We start from the raw sequence: 18708 nt of genomic DNA, 5'->3' as shown, positions 1-18708 counted from the left end.
ACGAGCAATTAAGTCATTGTGTGAAAAGCGTATAGCAATTGCTTTCGACAACGTAAAAACTATCCACGGGAAGTCGGTGAAGTAATATATACGAAGCTAGGAAAAGGGATTATTTGTATTTCATGTAAATATTCTTGACATGTTTAAATTGTTTAAAGGATACTGTCCTCAGTCCTAGGACTGAGGACAGTAAAAGGAAATAAAAATGAAAAGTCAAGATATCGTCGTGTTGCTGAAGTTAGTGTCCCTTCACACTGAGCTATTTGGCGAAAACTCCGTTGAAAGCGAATTATTAAAAATCAGTTGGCAATTTGATGATTGGAGTGATGGCGAGGAGGTATACTTTGAAGAACCTAGTTTAATCGATGAGTATATTGAGCGTCGTTTTTCAATGCGATCTTTAGAAAGTGATACGGGAATTAGTAAATCTCAAGTCAACTTGAGCTTAAAGCGTATGACTGAAGTTGGGCTAGTTAAGCTTGATAGAAAACTAGCGGTGCCTAAAACAAATGTTAAAGCACTATTGGAGTTCCTTGCTTATGGTATTAGGTACGTATTCCCTGCCAAAGAGGGAGTATTAACGCGTGGAATTGCAACCTCTATTGCTGCTCCTGTGCTACAAGGAAGGTTAATGACATCTGGCGATTTCTCACCCGTTTGGCCTTATGCCAAGGGCAAGTCAAAGGGTTTAACTATAGAGCCTTTACATCCCAAAGTTTTTCAAGCTGTTCGCAAAGATCCAAGAATGTATGCATACCTTGCGTTAACAGACGCGATTAGACTAGGTAATCCTAGAGAACGGAACTTTGCTTTAGAAACCTTACAGCAACTATTTAAGACAACAATATGAAAACGATAAATTTACAAAAGCAGATGCTAACAAAAGTAGCAGAAGCACTTGGTGAGCAATTGATTCAAGAAGTTGTGTTTGTGGGAGGCTGTACTACAGGACTTTTGATTACAGACGATTTCACCAAAGAGCAAATTAGGTATACCGATGATGTTGACTTAATCGTTGATGTAGTAGGGTATCCTGCTTGGACGAGTTTACAAGATCAATTAAAAGAGCACGGCTTTAGCATAGATATGGGTGAAGAAGTCATGTGCCGTATGCTGTTAGGTGAGCTTAAAGTTGATTTTATGCCTGTGGATGAGAAAACACTCGGCTTTACAAATAAGTGGTATAGAGATGCCGTAGATACGGCCCAAGATTATCAATTGACTGATCAGTTGACGATCAAACTTGTTGCGCCGGAATACTTTATTGCGACAAAAATTGAAGCTTACTTGGGGCGTGGCAATGGAGATTGCTTATCTAGCCATGATATAGAAGATTTGCTTAATATTTTTGATGGCCGAGAGGAAATCGTAGAAGAAATAAATAGTGCTTCAGCGGCTTTGAAGAGTTATATCTCAAAGCAATTATTTTTACTAATAGAAGATTCCAATTTTGAGTATGCGATTCAAAGCCTAACAAATGGTGATTTAGATAGAGAAAAGGTGATTTTTGAAAGGCTAGAAGGCGTTGCTGACAATGGATAGCAGAGTAATGGATATAGATTGTTATTCACAACAAGGTAGTGCTCGTGAGACCAATAGAGACTTTGTTGGGCTTTTCGAACTTGATTGTGGAGTGTTGGTTTATTTATTGGATGTTTCAACAAGTTCATCGCTTAATTGTGCAAGCTTTGTAGAGCAACTTAATGGCTTAATTTTAGAGCGGGTCACTAATGAAAGTGTTGCAGAACCCAGTCTTTTTCTTGAAGTATTTCAACAAGTCATTATTGAGTTACAGCAGTCGTTCAAATCTGGAGTAGCAAGCTTAATTACGTGTTTTGTTTCATATGAATCCGGCAATGTGTGGGGGTATACCGTAGGTGACTCACGTATAGGCACTGTGAGGGATGAGATAATTTGGCTTTCTCCTGTTCATACTGGCGCCAATCCTTTTGGTGAAAGTTTTATAGACTCAATGAAGTTACTACCTGAAAGGCATATTTTGACCCGTTCTTTAAATATGCGAAAAAAATATAACCCCGAGCTTTTCCAATTTAATATCGCAAAAGAGCAATCTTTAGTAGTTGCATCTGATGGTTTCTGGGCTGAGTTAACATCAGAGCTTCAGCTAAGTTTATTGGCGAAGCAGCAAGTGCAGACGGAAGATGATAGCTCAGTTATCGCTATCAAAGACTTTATTGGCGCTGCAAATTTAAATTGCACTGTTTTGTCTGGAAATTGTAATTATTTCAACCTGACTAACAAGGGGTAATCTAATGAACCTAGAACAAATAAAACAAGGTGTATTAGCCAAGTTTGAAAAGTGCCGATTGGTATTTTGGCAAGATGAAGATGTCGAATTTAAAGAACAGTTGCCATCAATAAACGACGAACTTAATAGCAATGATGTAGAGCTTATTGAGCTTGATGCGTGTTCACATTTTGAAATAAAGCAACGTATTGAACTAAAAGAAACAAGCTCAAAGTTCTTGCTGTATAGCAATAAACCGCAAAACGAGCCATCACGCGATTGGCTATATGATATTCGCTTATACGCAGAGCGGTTTTATGCTGATTCAAGCTCGATGATATTGAATGAGCTAGGTATGAGAATGGAGTTTCGCCAAGACATAAGTCGCTATAAGAAGTTTTTTGGAAACCAGCAGCGTTATAACAAGCTAAAGCGGTTACTACCAGAGGGTGCAGATAAACAAACATTAGAGCTTTCGATGATTGCTGTTATCGCTAAGGTAGAAACGGTTTCTTTTACTGCGGCTTTATATCAGTTAATTAAGTTGTATGCAGAGCAGCCAGAAAAAGCAGGTGAGTTGCTATCTGAATTAAATAAATTTGAGCTTGGTAAAGTGTTTTGGCTGTTAGCTGTTGAAGAGTTTGGTTTTGTCGCCAAATGTTTATGGATAGATGATAAAGCCAATAGTACTCAACTCGTTATATTTAAAGACTTATTAACTAAGTTATTAGTCACTGATTGCTACCAAGCGTTGCAGTCGTCTGGCGTTACTGTTCAAGCCACTAGTTTTGCCTCAAGCCTTTCAGCACACACTTTACCGATGAGCTTGAGTGATGAAGAAACAACGGCACTGCCAAAGAGCGTAAAAGAGTTGCTATTGAATGCGGCTTCTAAACGTGCATCTGTGGTTAACTTTGTGTCGTCTTGGCGAGAGAGCAGAACGTTATCGAATTCATATAATGTTATGGCATTTGAGGTTGCCCAAGAGCTAGAGATTAAGAATAAACTTGCCGAGTTTAAACATCCGTCGGAGCTGATACATGTTGAAACCTTTGTTGAAGCGGATCAGCAGTTAATTAAATCGTTAGCAACGGATTTACCTGCATATAACGCTGTTGAAATTAATGAATGGGTTTCGAAAAAATTACGCAGCCATTGGTGCTCACCAGGATCACATAAAGATAGTGCTAACTATGCGGCTATTTATACGGCATTAAGAGCCGCTAAAGAGTTTTATGACTTAAAAGAAAAGCATATTGATGGTTTGGCTTTTGAAAGTGCAAGGAGCCTTTACAAAGCTTATGAAACAGAGCTTTATAAGTTTGACCATGCGTATCGTATTTTTAGTGAAAACTCGATTGAAATTAGTAAAAACGGCTCTGATATTTTAAAAGCAACAGGTCTTGTTGAAGATATTGAGCACTTATATGTTGATTGGTACTTGCATGATTTAGCGATTGTTTGGGGTAAGTTAGTTGATGATGAAAACTTACTGGATAATTGGAGCCTAGCTGGAATAAACAATCAGCAAGACTTCTTCCGTGAAGAAGTTAAAGGTGTATTAAATAAAACTCAAACTAAACGAGTTTTTGTCATCATCTCCGATGCACTTCGATACGAGGTAGCGCATGATATTCACCAGCAGATTAATGATGAAAAACGCTTTAAGTCTGAGATTAAGTCTCAGTTAGGCGTTGTACCTTCTTACACTCAACTGGGCATGGGTAGTTTGTTACCTCATCAGAAGCTGACAGCTCACCTTGGCACTAAGCCAGAATATAAAGCTGATGGCATGTCTGTGCATGGGCATGAAAACCGCCATAAAATCCTTGAAAAGCACGGTGGTGTTGCATTTAAAGCGGATGAGGTTCTTAACTGGACAAATCAAGAAGGCCGAGACAAAGTACGTGATACTCAGGTAGTTTATATTTATCACGATGAGATTGATGCAATAGGCGATAAGCAAGCGACAGAGAATCAAACCTTTGAAGCCGCTCGCGATGCCGTTGATGAAATTAAGCAATTGATTGGTCGTATCATTAATCGCTTAAACGGTAGTAGAGTACTTATTACCGCTGATCATGGTTTTTTGTTTAAAATGACGGACGTGACCGATTCAGATAAGACTGCGCTTAAATCAAAACCAGCAGGCACAACCGAAGCGAAAAAGCGTTATGTAATAGGCTCAAACTTACCTACAGACAGTTATTACTGGACTGGCAAATTAGCTAACACTGCTGGCGTAGATGTTGACGGTGGTGATGATGCTGAGTTTATGATCCCAAGGGGAAGTAATCGTTTTAATTTTGTTGGTGGGGCTAAGTTTATTCATGGTGGTATTATGCCACAGGAAATTTGTGTTCCTGTTCTTCAAATTAGAGAGTTAGATACAAAGGCTCAAACGAAACACGCAAAGCAGAAAGTAAACGCTGTTCCGCTCAATAATCCTGTGAAAATAGTATCTAATATCGATAGGATCAAATTCCTTCAAACAGATCCGGTAGGCGAGAAATTTAAGGCCCGTGAATTAGAAATATGGATTGAAGATTCCGATGGAAAAAAGGTAAGTTCACGTGAAAAGGTATTGTTTGAATCGACTTCAGAGAAGATGGACGATCGTAAACGCAACGTACAAATAAAATTAGAAGGTAGCGGCTTTGACCGCACAGTGAGCTACAAGCTAATGATGGAAGATACAGAGAGCAAAGTAAAAACAACACACTCTGTGATTATTGATTTAGCTTTTGAAGACGACTTTTTTTAGGGAAGGCATAAAATGGAAACCAAAGACAATTTAGAAAATGATAATCAAGAAAACCAAGTTGCCAACCAAGAACGTGAAATTAATGTACATGTTCATATGCATGAAAATGACGCGACGATAGACCCTATAGACGACACTGCACCGGTGCTTACTGAGCGTGGGGAGCTAAGAAGTATTGATCTAGACGAGCTGATGATAAATGAATTTAAAGGTCGTATCGTACGTAAAGATCTAACAAAGCAGTTAAAAGAAGGTGCTAACGTTCCTGTATACGTACTGGAATACCTTTTAGGTATGTATTGCTCTGCTGCTGAAGATGACTTAATTGATGAAGGCATGAAAAACGTTAAGAAAATATTAACGGAAAACTATGTTCGACCAGATGAGGCAGAAAAGGCCAAGTCGCTTATTCGTGAAAAAGGCACACATAAAGTTATAGATAAAGTGACGGTTAAGCTAAACCAGAAAAAAGATATTTACGAAGCAAGTCTATCTAATATCGGTATCAAAGATGCGGTTGTGCCAAATAAAATTGTTAAAGAAAACGAGAAACTCTTAACAGGCGGTATTTGGTGCATTATTACAGTTAGCTATTACTATGAAGAAGGCCAGAAGGTATCACCTTTTAGTGTATTTAGCTTAAAGCCAATTCAAATGCCTTCTATGAATATGGAAGAGGTATATCAAGCTCGACGTAAGTTCACAATGGATCAGTGGATCGATATGTTACTGCGCTCAATTGGAATGGAACCTGCTAATTTAGATCACCGAACTAAATGGCATTTAATTGCTCGCATGATCCCATTTGTTGAAAATAACTATAACGTTTGTGAACTTGGGCCGCGTGGTACAGGTAAGTCGCATGTTTATAAAGAGTGCTCTCCTAACTCGCTCTTGGTATCGGGCGGACAAACTACAGTTGCTAACCTTTTTTATAATATGTCTTCTCGCCAAATTGGTTTAGTGGGAATGTGGGACGTTGTGGCCTTTGATGAAGTAGCCGGAATCCGTTTTAAAGATAAAGACGGTATTCAGATCATGAAAGATTATATGGCCTCAGGTTCATTCTCTCGTGGCCGTGATTCGATAGAAGCTAAAGCGTCAATGGTGTTTGTTGGTAATATTGACCATAGCGTTGAAACTTTAGTAAAAACGAGTCACCTTTTAGCGCCATTCCCTGATGATATGATTGATGCCGCATTTTTTGACCGTTTTCACGGATACATTCCTGGTTGGGAAATACCTAAAATGCGCCCTGAGTTCTTCACAGACCGCTTTGGTTTAATAACTGATTACTTAGCTGAATACATGCGCGAAATGCGCAAGACAACGTTTTCAGACTCTATTAATAAGTTCTTTAAGCTAGGAAATAACTTAAACCAACGAGATGTAATAGGTGTGCGTCGTACAACTTCTGGATTACTAAAGTTATTAGTACCTCATGGGGAATATACTAAAGAAGATGTAAGGGTATGTTTAACCTATGCTTTAGAAGTTCGCCGCCGAATTAAAGAACAGTTGAAAAAAATAGGCGGCATGGAATTTTTTGATGTTAACTTTAGCTATATTGATAATGAAACACTCGAGGAATTTTTTGTCAATGTTCCAGAACAAGGTGGTTCAAACCTAATACCAGCTGGAATAGCTAACCCTGGTGTGCTTCATTTTGTAAGTGAAGGCGCAGCTGGCAAGTTAGGGCTATACAGAGTTGAAACTCAAATGACACCTGGTAATGGTAAGCACTCTACTTCAGGTTTTGGCTCTGATACGTCAGCAAAAGAACAGGTTAGGGTGGGTTTTGAATATTTCAAAGGTAATTTAAATCGTATAGCAGCGACTTCACGATTTTCTGAACACGAATTTCACTTGCACTTTGTTGATTTACAAAACTCAGGCAATAGTCATACAGCAAGTTTAGCTTCTTTAATTGCTAGTTGTTCAGTTCTAATGAATAAACCAATACAAGAGTCTATGGTTGTGCTTGGCAGCATTACATTAGGTGGTGTGGTAAATCCAGTGCAAGATCTCGCATCTAGTATGCAAATAGCGCTAGAAGGTGGAGCAACCAAGGTACTTCTGCCAATGGCATCAGCCAGTGACATCCCATCAGTCCCAGCAGAGACGTTTACTAAGTTTCAGGTAAGCTTTTACAGTGACCCTGTGGATGCTGTTTATAAGGCGCTTGGGGTAAATTAATGTAAGTGGGGCAATTGTAGTGGTAGAGTCATTTTGACCACTACACATATTATTAAGGTTATGATCGCTGCACACAACTAATTAGTGTATCTGTGCCTTGTGTGGGCACCGGAGCCTAAACAAGGCACAGAAGCAGTTTATGGAATAGGGGTCATAGAATATTTCATGAAATGACACGGAAAATATTAGGGTAGTGGTCACCTGATTTGAAATTTTTGGTTTGGAATTTGTGATTTGAGGTTTGTGAATTTGCAAGGGTAGGGGTCTAATTTTGAGGAAGATTAAAGAGCTAAAAAAGTGGTTTGGGCGCTTGGGCACAAGTTTGGGCACAAATCGATAAAAACTGGAATTTTTAGGATGATCTTTTGAGGCTTGGCTCTCGTTATTTTAAAATTTTGAATACAAAATAATAAAAAACTAAGAATTTAATTTTTAGTTGAATAATTAAACGAATAGATTGAATAGGGTTTTTAACTGTTTGAAATATAGAGTTTAATTGGTACGACCGAGTGGATTCGAACCACCGACCTCTACCATGTCAAGGTAGCGCTCTAACCAGCTGAGCTACGGTCGTACAATTTTTTTAGGATTCTTAAATGTTGGTACGACTGAGTGGATTCGAACCACCGACCCCTACCATGTCAAGGTAGTGCTCTAACCAACTGAGCTACGGTCGTATCATAAATTAAGATGTGTTAATTGCTCAACAACGGTCGCTAATATATAGCGTGTGCTTTAGTGAATCAAGTGTGAATATGTTTTTTTAGTGCGTTTGCCGTTTTTTTATTCATATTGGGCTGATTTCACACGTTTTATAAAATACTTGCCACCATTTTACATGTGCTTTGGCTGATAATTTTAAATTATAAAGTAAATTATCAGGGCTATCATTTATAAAAGAGTGTAAAGCGCTAGGAGTATTTTGTGAAGATGTTAGCCACAACGCTTTATACAAAGGCATTAACCGCTCTAGGGCAGCTGTTAGCTGTGCTTGATAGGGTTGTAGTTGTGATAGGTAATACTTTTTAAAAATATTGCTAAGGATCTTCGCTTTTTGTTTATTTTTATTGGGGGCGCAAAAGCGTTTAAGTTTGAGATTTTGTAAATAAACGCGTGTGTCGTTATTAAGTTTTATTTGTCTTCTAGCTGAACTAATAAGTGCTTGATTAAAATTAAACTTATTTAAAACTTCTAAAGCTGGGAATAGCAGCTCTGTGCCGATATTTTGATAATCTTTAGCTTTAATTGCTTTTTTAATATTAACGAGCTGTTGTAATGCTTGCTCAGTTTCAACTAAACCTGAAAGACTCTGATCCACTTCGTAGCTACCTAACAGCCACGTTCTTTTAAGTTCAGGTTCTTGGTAAAGTAAGACTGTGAAATTTGCATTTAATTGTGCTTTTTTATTTGCCGTGGCATTTTGTAATGCTTGATATATTTTGGGTTTATCTTCTATGGTTGCCATGCATTTATTGGCAAGTTGAATAAAGCGAATTTGATAAATAAGCTTACTACTTACTGTGGCTACTTTTCCTAATTGATTGTTGTGAGCAGCAATTAATCCATTTAAAGGGCAGTGATTGAGCTGGGCCAGCTGTAGTAAACTGATGGTTTGCTTGTCTATATTATCGTTGGAGTAATCAATATTAATATTGCGCAGTTGAGTCGTAGAAGGGAGTTCAACTGCTGTGGTGCTTGCTAGGCGCTGCTGATACTCGCTGTAGGTATCGCTTGGTTTGTCATTACATGCGCTGATCATAAAAGTAGCCAATACCCACACAAGGACGCTCGCCAGTTTTTGACAAGATAAACAGTAATTATTGTTTTTATTCGCCCGCTTATTTAGCATTTAATTAGCTATGACTTGATAAAGCGTGTGATTGATTCATGTTTAAAGCGCCTTGAAACTGTGTACATAAGCATTATAGCGGCTACAGATAAACCAACAATAATACCAACCCAAAAACCATGTGGGCCCATAGCTGGTACTATTAAGTCAGTACGGGCAAGTATAAAGCCGAGTGCAAAACCAACCAACCAATAAGAAATAAACGTAATATAAGATATTGGGGTTGTATGTTTTAAACCACGCAAAATACCGTTGGCTGCAACTTGCAGTGCATCAGGCAATTGATAAATACACGCCAAAATCATAATTGAAGAGGCAAGGGCGATAACGCTTTCGTTGTCAGTATAAAGGTGGCTGATAGCATGGCGACCGATAAAGGTAATCGTAGCAAGTAGTATTGCAATACACACAGCGAGAATATAGCTGGTTGATATTGCGTTTTTAAGCTGCTGGTAGTGACCTTGGCCATATAGATTACCAATGCGTATACTTATCGCAATAGAAAGGCTTAGGGGCATCATAAATAGCAATGTAGTTACACTAGCAGCAACTTGATGACCCGATACTGCAACAGCGCCTAAATGCGCAATAAATAAAGGAATGCACGCAAACAGTGTAACCTCAAAAAAAGTCGCTAGTGAAATGGGAATACCCACTTTAGTTATTGTCCAAATGGTTTGTAGTTGCGGCGCTTTAAAACCGGCCAACAAGCCTTTGGCATTGACTTTCTTACTGTTGTGGCAGTAAATAACTTGTGCGATCGCCATGGCTGTAAATACCAGGGCGGTTGCAATACCGCACCCTGCACCGCCAAGAGGGGGCATCCCCAATTTACCGTGGATAAAAATATAATTTGCCGGAATATTAATGGCGAGTCCGATTAAGCTAATGTAAAAAGCGGGTTTAGTCATCCCCATGCCTTCGGTTACATTACGATAGACACTAAACACTAAAAAACCAATAACCCCCCATTTCACAAAATGGATATAATCATCAGCGAGTTCTGCAATGGCTGGCGTGGTGTCTAACTTTAAAATAACGGTGTTTGCTAAATAAGCGATGGCTAAACCAATCACACTTAAAATAGCGGTTAAGTATAAACTTTGCTGAAAATAATGGCTTATGCCGGCTTTGTCATTGCCTCCTGAAAACTGTGCAATGATACCCGTCAGCGCTAATAAAATACCTTGTAGGGCAAGCATTGCTGGGTTCCAAATACCCGTAGCAATCGATAGAGCGGCTAAGTCCGTAGCGCTGACTTGGCCTGCCATTATCGTGTCAACGACCGACATTAATACTAAGGTAACTTGTGCTAAAAAGACCGGAATGGCCAAAGAGATAAGCCGTTTGGCTTCCCAATTACAAAATGTCATATCAAACACTAACTAGAATAAGTCACGTTATTGTAATTCAATACACCCAGAAAAAAAGCTTCTAGCGATGAATGAAGATATTTTTTCAGTTACACTTAAGCGGTTAATTTTTATTAGGAATGGTTATGTTTACTGGTATCGTGCAAACACAGGCAAAGGTTGTTGAAAATAATCACAATGAGGGAGTCCTTAGGTTAGTACTTGAAGTTGAAAAAGTTTATGTTGAAAACTTAAACTTAGGTGCCAGTATAGCTATTAATGGATGTTGTTTAACGGTTGTAAAAGTGTGCTTAAATACTCCTGATAACGCAATCAAAGTTCATCAAGCGCATGTTTACTTTGATGTGATCGACGAAACGCTTAAATTAACAAACTTAGGTGAGTTAGCCCAAGGAATGCAGGTAAATTATGAGCGCTCGGTAACTTTTGGTACGGAGCTTGGCGGGCATATTGTATCAGGGCATATTCATTGCTGCGCCAAAGTAGAGCAAGTTATTCATGAGCAAAGTAATTGTAAAATACAATTGTCGATTCCAACTGAATGGCAAAAATACGTATTGTATAAAGGTTTTGTAGCCATTAATGGCGCAAGCTTGACGGTAGGTGAGGTTGATGAATTGGGCTTTTGGTTGCACCTCATTCCTGAAACATTGTCCATCACTAACATTGGTGTTGCTGAGGTGGGCCACGGCTAGCGCATTTTAATCCCAGACTCTAGCAGGGTTGAGCGGTAATCATCGTCTAGCCCTGCCATTTTCTTTTTCCTCGCCATACTTGCTGACTTAGATGCATCTTGTTTAAAAAGCGCCATGGCTATCTTTCGCATTACATTAAACATTAATGGCCCTTGAAGTTTGCGTATTCTCGATTCATCTTCTCTGAAGTTCATATCAAGCATCCAATGCATGCTTTCAACCTGCCAGTGACTGCGTACTGCATTGAGTGCTTGCGCTGCATTTAAGTCTAATGAACTTATATACCAGCGTGTTTCAGTGGTATCCGACCCTGCCGACTTATCATGAACTTCAGCCCTGACCTTAATAATACTCGTTAAGCCAGGCCAACGATAATCCTTGCCTAGCCAGCTTTTATCTATAAGTAACTGCTGGCATGTACGTGTTTCAACACGCCCATGTCCTGAGCTTATTTCGGTATGTTCATCACAATTATGCTTAGTTAACCTTTCACGCTCGCACTTGTGCCACCACGCTTCTAGTTCCTTTTGCATGCCTGAATGATTACCTTTAAGTGCAAGAATATAATCTGCTTTTTGTTGGATGATTTGTTTTGCTATTTCTTGTTGGCATCCCATCGCATCTAACGTAATGATACTGTTTTCAATATCGAGCAGGGTGAGTAATTCTGGTATTGCGGTGATTTCATTTGTTTTATTATCAACAGCCGTCTGCCCAAGCACTAACTGGTGTTGGCAACTCCATGCACTGACCGTGTGTAAGGCACTTTTTCTGTCTTTTGTGGTAAATGAACGCCGTGCGGTTTTGCCATCGATAGCGATGATATCTGCACCTGTAGTTTCAATCAGTGATGATATCCAAGATTGAAATGCCCTTTCTATTTCATTTGCTTTTAACCGACACATGACGCGAGCAATCGTGTCATGTTTTGGAATTCCTGCGTTGAACGTGCCGTATTTTTTTAACCAATCAAGCTTTAGGTGCCCAAAGTCTTCAATATCTTCCCATCCTTCTGCACCAGAGAGTACAGCGCTAATAGCAAGGAGAAGAATATCGATAAGTTCATGCTTTTTACAACGTTCAATGCGAGGATCTGTAATTGAATTAAAATGTTTCAGAAAAGTAGTGCTCATATTTATGCGACCAAGTAATTATTATGCCTTGATCTGATCACTACTTGCTCTATAAGTTCAATTTATAATGATCTTGCCGTGTGAGGTGGGCAGTCGGTTGAATATAGAAGTTGATCAACAAACCTATACCATAATAAATACCGTTGAGAACTATTTAAGCCAACATTAAAGCTAATTCAAAATATTTGTTCATCGTCGCTGTCAATATGCAGCTCTATTTTGTTGCGAGCGTAATCGATGTGCATATTTAAGTGAATTGGGTTGCAGCATGCGGTGCAGTCTTCAATATAATCTTGATCACCCTCACTGGCATCAAGCGCGATATGAATATGATGCCCACAATGAGGGCAAGTAATACGTTGTGATAGTTGATATTTCATCAGCTTTTACCTTAATCAGGCATGCCTGATCACTATATTAATTAAGTTATTTTGTAACTTCATTGTCGTCAAAGTATCCGGGTATATGTTTACTTTACTCGGCTGGCGTAACAACATTTCCAGCGCTACACAAATACTTTTAGCTCTTTAAATATAGTGTGAAATATCTTTTTGTGACACTTATTTGAATACTAAAAATTATTATTTGAGTAATAGGTTTATTTGTTGTTTTGCTTCAGTAAGATAGTGTCCGGCAAAAATGTTTGCGTGATTTAAAATATGATAAAGCTGGTAAATTATTTTGCGTTGTTGGTACCCTTGAGGCAAAGGGTAGTGCTTATTATAGGCAATATAAAACGCTTCAGGGAGTGGTCCAAATAGTTCGCTCATGGCTATATCGGTTTCTCTGTCGCCATAATAGCAAGCTGGATCAAAAGTGCTCGGCACACCTTGCATAAACCCCATATTGCCGCGCCAATAATCACCATGCAATAATGAAGGCTTTACTATATGCCCATGCAGCTTGTTTTTTATAACGCTTACGAACTCATCTTTATCGACTAAGTTAATGCCTTTCTCGTCCAGTAACTGTAATTGCCAACCAATACGTTCCTCAGCGAAAAATACATCCCATTTTTTATGCCAGCGATTAGGCTGGCTAGTTGGACCAATAAAGTTGTCATGATCAAAGCCAAACATCGCTTGTTGATGTTTTAAATGTAATCTTGCTAAATGGCTGCCCATAATATGCCAATCGGTGTGAGGTTGTTTATCAAGTTCAAGCCACTCTAAAACAATAAAGGCATATTCGATATTAACGCCCGTTGTAATACAGTCGGGCACCATAAATAGGCTTTCTTGGGTCAGCAATGTTAAGTTGTGAGCCTCGCACTCAAAGCGTTCTAGATCATGTGAATAACCTACTTTGACAAAGTATTGACGGGTCCCATCGCTAATTTGAAACAGTTTATCACTATTGGCACTTTGCAGCTGCTGCTTAATTGTATGTTTAAACTCAAAATGCATGGCTTGGCTAATATGTTCGTTGACACAATTCCACATAACATTGAACACCTTTTGAACAGATACTTAAACTATGGCAAAAAGAAGTTCAATAGACAAACACTTACAGGTAAAATTAATGATCCTGATATTTTAAAAGGCTTGTTTATAAAATGAATAAAAGTGTTGTTACTAATTTTATTGCTGCTGTGTGTGTTGCGGTGGGTTATTTTTTTGAACAAAGTATTCTTTTGTCGGTTGGCTTATTTGCGCTTTCAGGCGCGGTAACAAACTTATTAGCTATTCACATGCTGTTTGATAAAGTCCCTTTTTTATATGGCTCAGGGGTGATTACTTTAAAATTCGAACGCTTTAAAGAAGCAATAAAACATTTAATTTTAACTGAGTTTTTTTCGCCAGAAAAAATAAATCAATTTTTAAGCTCACAAACTGAGCAGATTGATTTAGCGCCAGTAATCGGTAAAGTCGATTTAAACCCTGCCTTTGACAACTTAGTTGACGTGATAGAGCAGTCGCAGTTTGGTAGCATGCTGGCTATGATGGGCGGTGCTGCGGCTCTTGAACCAATGCGCGAATCGTTTATAGAAAAAATGCAGCACTCAATGACTGAAATAAGCCAATCAGAGCAGTTTAAGCAGCTATTATCGGCGCATTTAACACCCTCTGCTACCGACGACAACGCGCTTTATAATACGATCACGACATTGGTTGATGAACGTCTTAATGAGCTAACGCCGGTGATGGTTAAAAATATTATTCAAACTATGATCAGAGAGCACTTAGGTTGGCTTGTTGTATGGGGTGGTGTATTCGGAGGTGTATTTGGTTTGATAGCGGCAATTATTTAATATTGTATTATTTTTCAAATGTTTCATTCCTACAAAACTAAGTAGCCTAACTATTAGGCTACTTAGTTTTACTATCACATCATTTACTTTGAACCGGTAGGATCACATCATTGCTGTGTATTATCATTGATTGTAATTCAGATACTGTCGTTCTTAACTCTTAAGGCATAGCCACTGATAAGCTAAGCCACGTTCATCTCACTACAAGACACAATACCTTTCATCATTTTAAATTACTGCCTTAGATAGTTAGTAATCGTGATGCTATGCAGGGCGGCTTGGGTTGTTGAAGTTGTCAGTGTATGTATAGCGACACTCGAGTTGCTTGATTTCCTTATGATAGGTCATTATTGGTTTTGACTGTTTTTTATCGGATTTACTTGGCTTATTGATAATTTTATTTTGGTTTTTTTACTTTTAGTAAACTCATCGATTATCGAGGTGACTTAGGTATTTCTTAGCTGTATTATTCGGCCATAATTTTGAAAAAGTTTGGGAGACACTGTGAGCCGTAAACTTGCAAGTTACTATCAACATGCATATGCCACTGAACAGCAAAATTTTAATCAGTGCTTTTACTGTGGCTGCGAAGCTACAGAGCGCGATCATTGCCCACCATTGCACATGCTACAGAGTATTGTTGACTTAGGAGAAGAGGCTGAGTTTGTTAGCATTCCTGCATGCTATGAGTGCTATGCGTTATTACATAATGAGCGTCTAATGAGCATTGATGAGCGTTTCATTAAGTTGAAAAAAAAGCTCTCAACAAAATATGCCAAACCGCTTCGCGTTTATAATATGTGGCATGAAAGTGAGCTTGGTGAGATGAGTGACGAGTTCGCACACAGTATTCAAGCCGGTATGAGACTCGGTAAAGAATCTGCTGAACGCTTAGCATTTCAAGGTTTTAGCTATGCGACCGAAGAAGCGAAAGTAACAGTACGTGAAAAAACGAAAGAATTTGATGTAGAAGGGATGATTTTTTACGACTTTAAAGAGGCTCTTAATTATTGCATCAGTGATTTAAATGTACACAAAAGCGACTTTTATAAAATTTTAGTAGAAGATTATAACGGCAACTTTAATAAGGCGCTCAGTCAGTACCGTCATCGTCATGATAAAGTAACCGCAGTGAAAGACGGTAATAGTCTCATTAAAGACTTTGCTAAAAAGCATAAACAAAACTCAGATTTTGTTACTCGTACAGTAAAGCATTTTATGGATAAAGACCCTGAGATGACGACAGAAGATGCCTTAGACAAGCTTTACAATAACTACATTAAAAAGTAACGTTTGATTACATTTGTTAGCACGGCCAAGGCGTTTACTTTAAAGTATATGGTTTTATATTTTGCAATGGCCTAAAATTAAGGCATTCGTCCTATATAAATGCTGAATTACCGTGTTTGATCGCATTGTGGGGCGTATTTAGTTACAGTTACATTAATAATAAAAAAACAACAGAGATATAACATATGCAAAAATTTGCTCCTTCTATGTTGGCTGCTGCATTGGCTGTTGCCCTTAGCGGCTGCCAAGATAATGGCCCACAAAATGAAAAAATAACGATTAATAAAAACCCATACCCAAGTACTTACCAACCGCTTAAATCGAAGTCTACGCTTATTACCAATGCCACAGTATTAACTGGTACAGGTGAGCGTTTAGACGAGGCTGATGTATTACTGGTTGATGGTAAAGTACAACAAGTAGGTAAAGACTTAACAGGCAGTGCCGATGTCACTATCGATGCGCAAGGTAAGTGGGTAACACCGGGTATTATAGATGTGCATTCTCATTTAGGAGCTTATCCCAACCCATCGGTTGACTCGCATCAAGATGGTAACGAGATGACTAGCCCAAATACCGCAGAGGTTTGGGTAGAGCATTCTATTTGGCCACAAGATCCTGGCTTTAATCGTGCTCGTGAAGGCGGTATCACCTCATTACAAATTTTACCTGGCTCAGCTAACTTATTTGGTGGTCGCGGTGTGACCCTTAAAAATATACCTGCGCATACAATGCAAGGCATGAAGTTTCCAAATGCGCCGTATGGTTTAAAAATGGCCTGTGGCGAAAACCCTAAACGTGTTTATGGCCGTAAAGGCGAGTTACCTTCAACCCGTATGGGTAACATGGCAGGGTACCGTGCAGCTTGGGCTAGTGCGGTTGAATATAAACGAAAATGGGATAAATACGACAGCGATTATGCCGCAGGTGAAAACCCTGAAGTTCCACTACGGGATATTAAATACGACACTTTACGAGGCGTTCTTGAAGGTGAAGTAATGATCCACAATCATTGTTACAAAGCCGAAGAAATGGCAATGATGATTGATCTATCGAAAGAATTTGGTTATCACGCAGGGACGTTCCATCATGGGGTTGAGGCGTACAAAATTGCCGATATGCTTGCTGAAAATGGCTCGTGCGCAGCACTTTGGCCAGATTGGTGGGGCTTTAAAATGGAAGCCTATGACATGGTTCAAGAAAACGTAGCAATTGTTGATGCTGTTAAAAACTCATGCGCGATTGTGCATTCAGACTCAGACACCACTATTCAGCGCTTAAACCAAGAAGCGGCTAAGGTAATGTTCCGCGCGAATGAAAATGGTTTTGATATTTCAGAGCAACATGCAATTGAGTGGATCACCTCTAACGCGGCTAAATCGTTAGGCATTGCAGATAAAACCGGCTCACTTGAAGCGGGTAAGCAAGGCGATGTTGTTATTTGGAATCAAAGCCCGTTTAGTGTGTATGCAAAAGCTGAACAAGTATTCGTTGATGGTGCCAAAGTGTATGACCGTAATGACGAAAAATACCAAGCACAAAGCGATTTTATGTTAGGTCAACAATAAGGGGTAACTAGGATGACAAAATTAACACGTTCGTTTTCACTTTCACTGGTTGCCGCCGGTTTATTTGCAGCAGGCGCTGTACAAGCACAATCAATCGCTATTATTAATGCCACTTTACATACATCCACAGAGCAAGGTGTATTATCAAATGCCAGCATTATTATGGATGAGGGTAAAATTACCGCGATTAATCCAGAGAAAGTAACTGCAGATACTATTGTTGACGCCGAAGGTAAAATTGTAACGCCAGGTTTTATTGCTAGTGTGAACCAATTAGGTTTAGTTGAAGTGAGTGCTGTAGCAGGTTCTCGTGATGGTGGCGATGACAAAGCTGGGATTGATTTTGATCCAAGCCTTGCCTTTAATGCACACTCAAGCCTTATTCCTTATGCGCGTAAAGGTGGTGTTACTCGTGATGTAATTACACCTCATGGTGGTGATAGTATTTTTGCAGGCCTAGCTGCGATAGTTGATTTAAGTGGATCATTTGATAGTGTTTCAAAAAAACAAGCAGCCTTAGTTGTTCACCTTGGTGAAAAACGTAAAGGTTCTCGTGCTATGTCGTTGAAAACACTTATAGACACACTTGAAGCGCACCAACAAAAGTCAGCTAAAGAAGATAAAAAAGACGACACCCCAAGCACTGAAGATAAAATATTAACTAAAGTCCTTGCTGGTGAAATGCCATTGCTCGTTAGCGTATCACGCGCGGCTGATATTATGGAACTATTAAAAGTTAAGCAACAGTTTGGTGTTAATCTTGTACTTAGTGGCGCACAAGACGCCGTTGTCGTTAAAAAGCAGTTAGCGGATGCGCACGTGCCGGTTATTTTAAGTGCTATGGATAACTTACCCGGTAGCTTTGACTCACTACACGCAAGCCTTAGCAACGCAGGTGAACTTGAAAAAGCGGGTGTTAAAGTTCTTTTAACGGTAGGTGGCGATTCAAGTCATAATATCTACCAATTACGTTTTGATGCGGGTAATGCTGTTTCATATGGTATGAGTCAGCAAGGTGCATTAAAAGCGGTCACATCAAATATTGCGGATGTATTTTCTATTGACGCAGGTCGGATGGAAGTAGGTAAAGCCGCGGATGTTGTCATTTGGAGTAGTGATCCATTTGAACTTAATAGCCACGTTACGCAGATGTTTATTAATGGCGAAAAAGTTACAACTGAGGCACGCCAAGATAAATTACGAGAGCGTTATATGAGCGACTCAGAAATGCCCAGAGCTTATAATAAGTAATTAGCAATAACTTATTAAAAAGGCCACATATTATTATGTGGCCTTTTTTATTATTTGTGTTTTAAAGCTTAAAATAAAAAGGCGCTTACT

The 18708-nt window shown here is 39.1% G+C and carries 15 protein-coding genes, 2 tRNA genes and 1 pseudogene; 11 read left to right on the top strand and 7 right to left on the bottom strand.

Going from position 1 to position 18708, the window contains the following annotated elements; translation table 11 throughout:
• Window positions 1-205: 205 nt before the first annotated feature.
• The 5 genes from ACT3S9_RS08315 to brxL are packed head-to-tail and all read left to right on the top strand — an operon-like array spanning window position 206 to window position 7208.
• A complete protein-coding gene (locus ACT3S9_RS08315; RefSeq protein ID WP_248533839.1) occupies window positions 206-850 on the top strand; it encodes a hypothetical protein in 645 nt (214 codons plus the stop codon).
• Entirely contained in the window at window positions 847-1542 is a 696-nt protein-coding gene (locus ACT3S9_RS08310; protein ID WP_441834623.1) for a hypothetical protein, read from the top strand. Before ACT3S9_RS08315 ends, ACT3S9_RS08310 begins: the two co-directional genes overlap by 4 nt.
• Window positions 1535-2269, top strand: a complete 735-nt coding sequence (locus tag ACT3S9_RS08305) for a hypothetical protein (protein ID WP_444750882.1) — start codon at window positions 1535-1537, stop codon at window positions 2267-2269. Before ACT3S9_RS08310 ends, ACT3S9_RS08305 begins: the two co-directional genes overlap by 8 nt.
• Before the next feature lie 4 nt (window positions 2270-2273).
• Window positions 2274-5012 carry a BREX-1 system phosphatase PglZ type A gene (pglZ, locus tag ACT3S9_RS08300; protein WP_441834621.1) on the top strand — a complete coding sequence of 913 codons (2739 nt, stop codon included), beginning with the start codon at window positions 2274-2276 and terminating at the stop codon, window positions 5010-5012.
• 12 nt (window positions 5013-5024) lie between these two features.
• Window positions 5025-7208, top strand: coding sequence for a protease Lon-related BREX system protein BrxL (gene brxL, locus ACT3S9_RS08295; protein ID WP_441834620.1), 2184 nt, complete (start codon window positions 5025-5027; stop codon window positions 7206-7208).
• Between the two features lie 497 nt (window positions 7209-7705).
• Here the strand turns inward: brxL and ACT3S9_RS08290 are convergent.
• The 4 genes from ACT3S9_RS08290 to ACT3S9_RS08275 form a co-directional block, all read right to left on the bottom strand.
• Window positions 7706-7782, bottom strand: a tRNA-Val gene (locus ACT3S9_RS08290).
• A gap of 26 nt (window positions 7783-7808) precedes the next feature.
• Window positions 7809-7885, bottom strand: a tRNA-Val gene (locus ACT3S9_RS08285).
• Window positions 7886-7995: 110 nt separating this feature from the next.
• On the bottom strand, window positions 7996-8988 hold the full coding sequence (locus tag ACT3S9_RS08280) for a DUF3080 family protein (RefSeq protein ID WP_444750881.1): 993 nt from the start codon (window positions 8986-8988) through the stop codon (window positions 7996-7998).
• Between the two features lie 77 nt (window positions 8989-9065).
• Entirely contained in the window at window positions 9066-10430 is a 1365-nt protein-coding gene (locus ACT3S9_RS08275) for an MATE family efflux transporter (protein ID WP_441834618.1), read from the bottom strand.
• A gap of 125 nt (window positions 10431-10555) precedes the next feature.
• Here ACT3S9_RS08275 and ACT3S9_RS08270 point away from each other — a divergent pair, with 125 nt between their 5' ends.
• Window positions 10556-11125 (top strand): riboflavin synthase subunit alpha, encoded by a 570-nt coding sequence (locus ACT3S9_RS08270; RefSeq protein WP_441834617.1) that lies wholly within the window; start codon window positions 10556-10558, stop codon window positions 11123-11125.
• Here the strand turns inward: ACT3S9_RS08270 and ACT3S9_RS08265 are convergent.
• Window positions 11122-12258, bottom strand: coding sequence for an ISAs1 family transposase (locus ACT3S9_RS08265; protein ID WP_008466968.1), 1137 nt, complete (start codon window positions 12256-12258; stop codon window positions 11122-11124). The two genes, ACT3S9_RS08270 and ACT3S9_RS08265, sit on opposite strands and share 4 nt — an antisense overlap.
• Window positions 12259-12343: 85 nt before the next feature.
• On the opposite strand from ACT3S9_RS08265, the pseudogene ACT3S9_RS08260 reads away from it, so the two are divergent.
• Window positions 12344-12427, top strand: a pseudogene (locus ACT3S9_RS08260) (riboflavin synthase); the annotation flags it as partial.
• Between the two features lie 7 nt (window positions 12428-12434).
• On the opposite strand, the gene ACT3S9_RS08255 reads toward ACT3S9_RS08260, so the two are convergent.
• Both ACT3S9_RS08255 and ACT3S9_RS08250 read right to left on the bottom strand, forming a co-directional pair.
• Entirely contained in the window at window positions 12435-12638 is a 204-nt protein-coding gene (locus ACT3S9_RS08255) for a CPXCG motif-containing cysteine-rich protein (protein ID WP_441836411.1), read from the bottom strand.
• A 201-nt stretch (window positions 12639-12839) separates the two neighbouring features.
• Entirely contained in the window at window positions 12840-13700 is an 861-nt protein-coding gene (locus ACT3S9_RS08250) for a fructosamine kinase family protein (protein WP_441836410.1), read from the bottom strand.
• Window positions 13701-13813: 113 nt separating this feature from the next.
• On the opposite strand from ACT3S9_RS08250, the gene ACT3S9_RS08245 reads away from it, so the two are divergent.
• The 4 genes from ACT3S9_RS08245 (at window position 13814) to ACT3S9_RS08230 (ending at window position 18618) form a co-directional block, all read left to right on the top strand.
• Window positions 13814-14509 (top strand): DUF445 domain-containing protein, encoded by a 696-nt coding sequence (locus ACT3S9_RS08245; protein WP_441836409.1) that lies wholly within the window; start codon window positions 13814-13816, stop codon window positions 14507-14509.
• Window positions 14510-15013: 504 nt separating this feature from the next.
• Window positions 15014-15799 carry a hypothetical protein gene (locus ACT3S9_RS08240; protein ID WP_441836408.1) on the top strand — a complete coding sequence of 262 codons (786 nt, stop codon included), beginning with the start codon at window positions 15014-15016 and terminating at the stop codon, window positions 15797-15799.
• A 185-nt stretch (window positions 15800-15984) separates the two neighbouring features.
• Complete coding sequence (locus tag ACT3S9_RS08235; RefSeq protein ID WP_441836407.1) at window positions 15985-17367, top strand: amidohydrolase; 1383 nt, start codon at window positions 15985-15987, stop codon at window positions 17365-17367.
• A 12-nt stretch (window positions 17368-17379) separates the two neighbouring features.
• Window positions 17380-18618 (top strand): amidohydrolase family protein, encoded by a 1239-nt coding sequence (locus ACT3S9_RS08230; protein WP_441836406.1) that lies wholly within the window; start codon window positions 17380-17382, stop codon window positions 18616-18618.
• Window positions 18619-18708: the final 90 nt, after the last annotated feature.

The organism is Pseudoalteromonas sp. AOP31-A2-14 (assembly GCF_052378035.1).
In the GTDB taxonomy this organism is placed as follows: domain Bacteria; phylum Pseudomonadota; class Gammaproteobacteria; order Enterobacterales; family Alteromonadaceae; genus Pseudoalteromonas.
The sequence above is the reverse complement of the archived record's forward strand: the minus strand, read 5'-3'. Positions and strand labels throughout refer to the sequence as shown.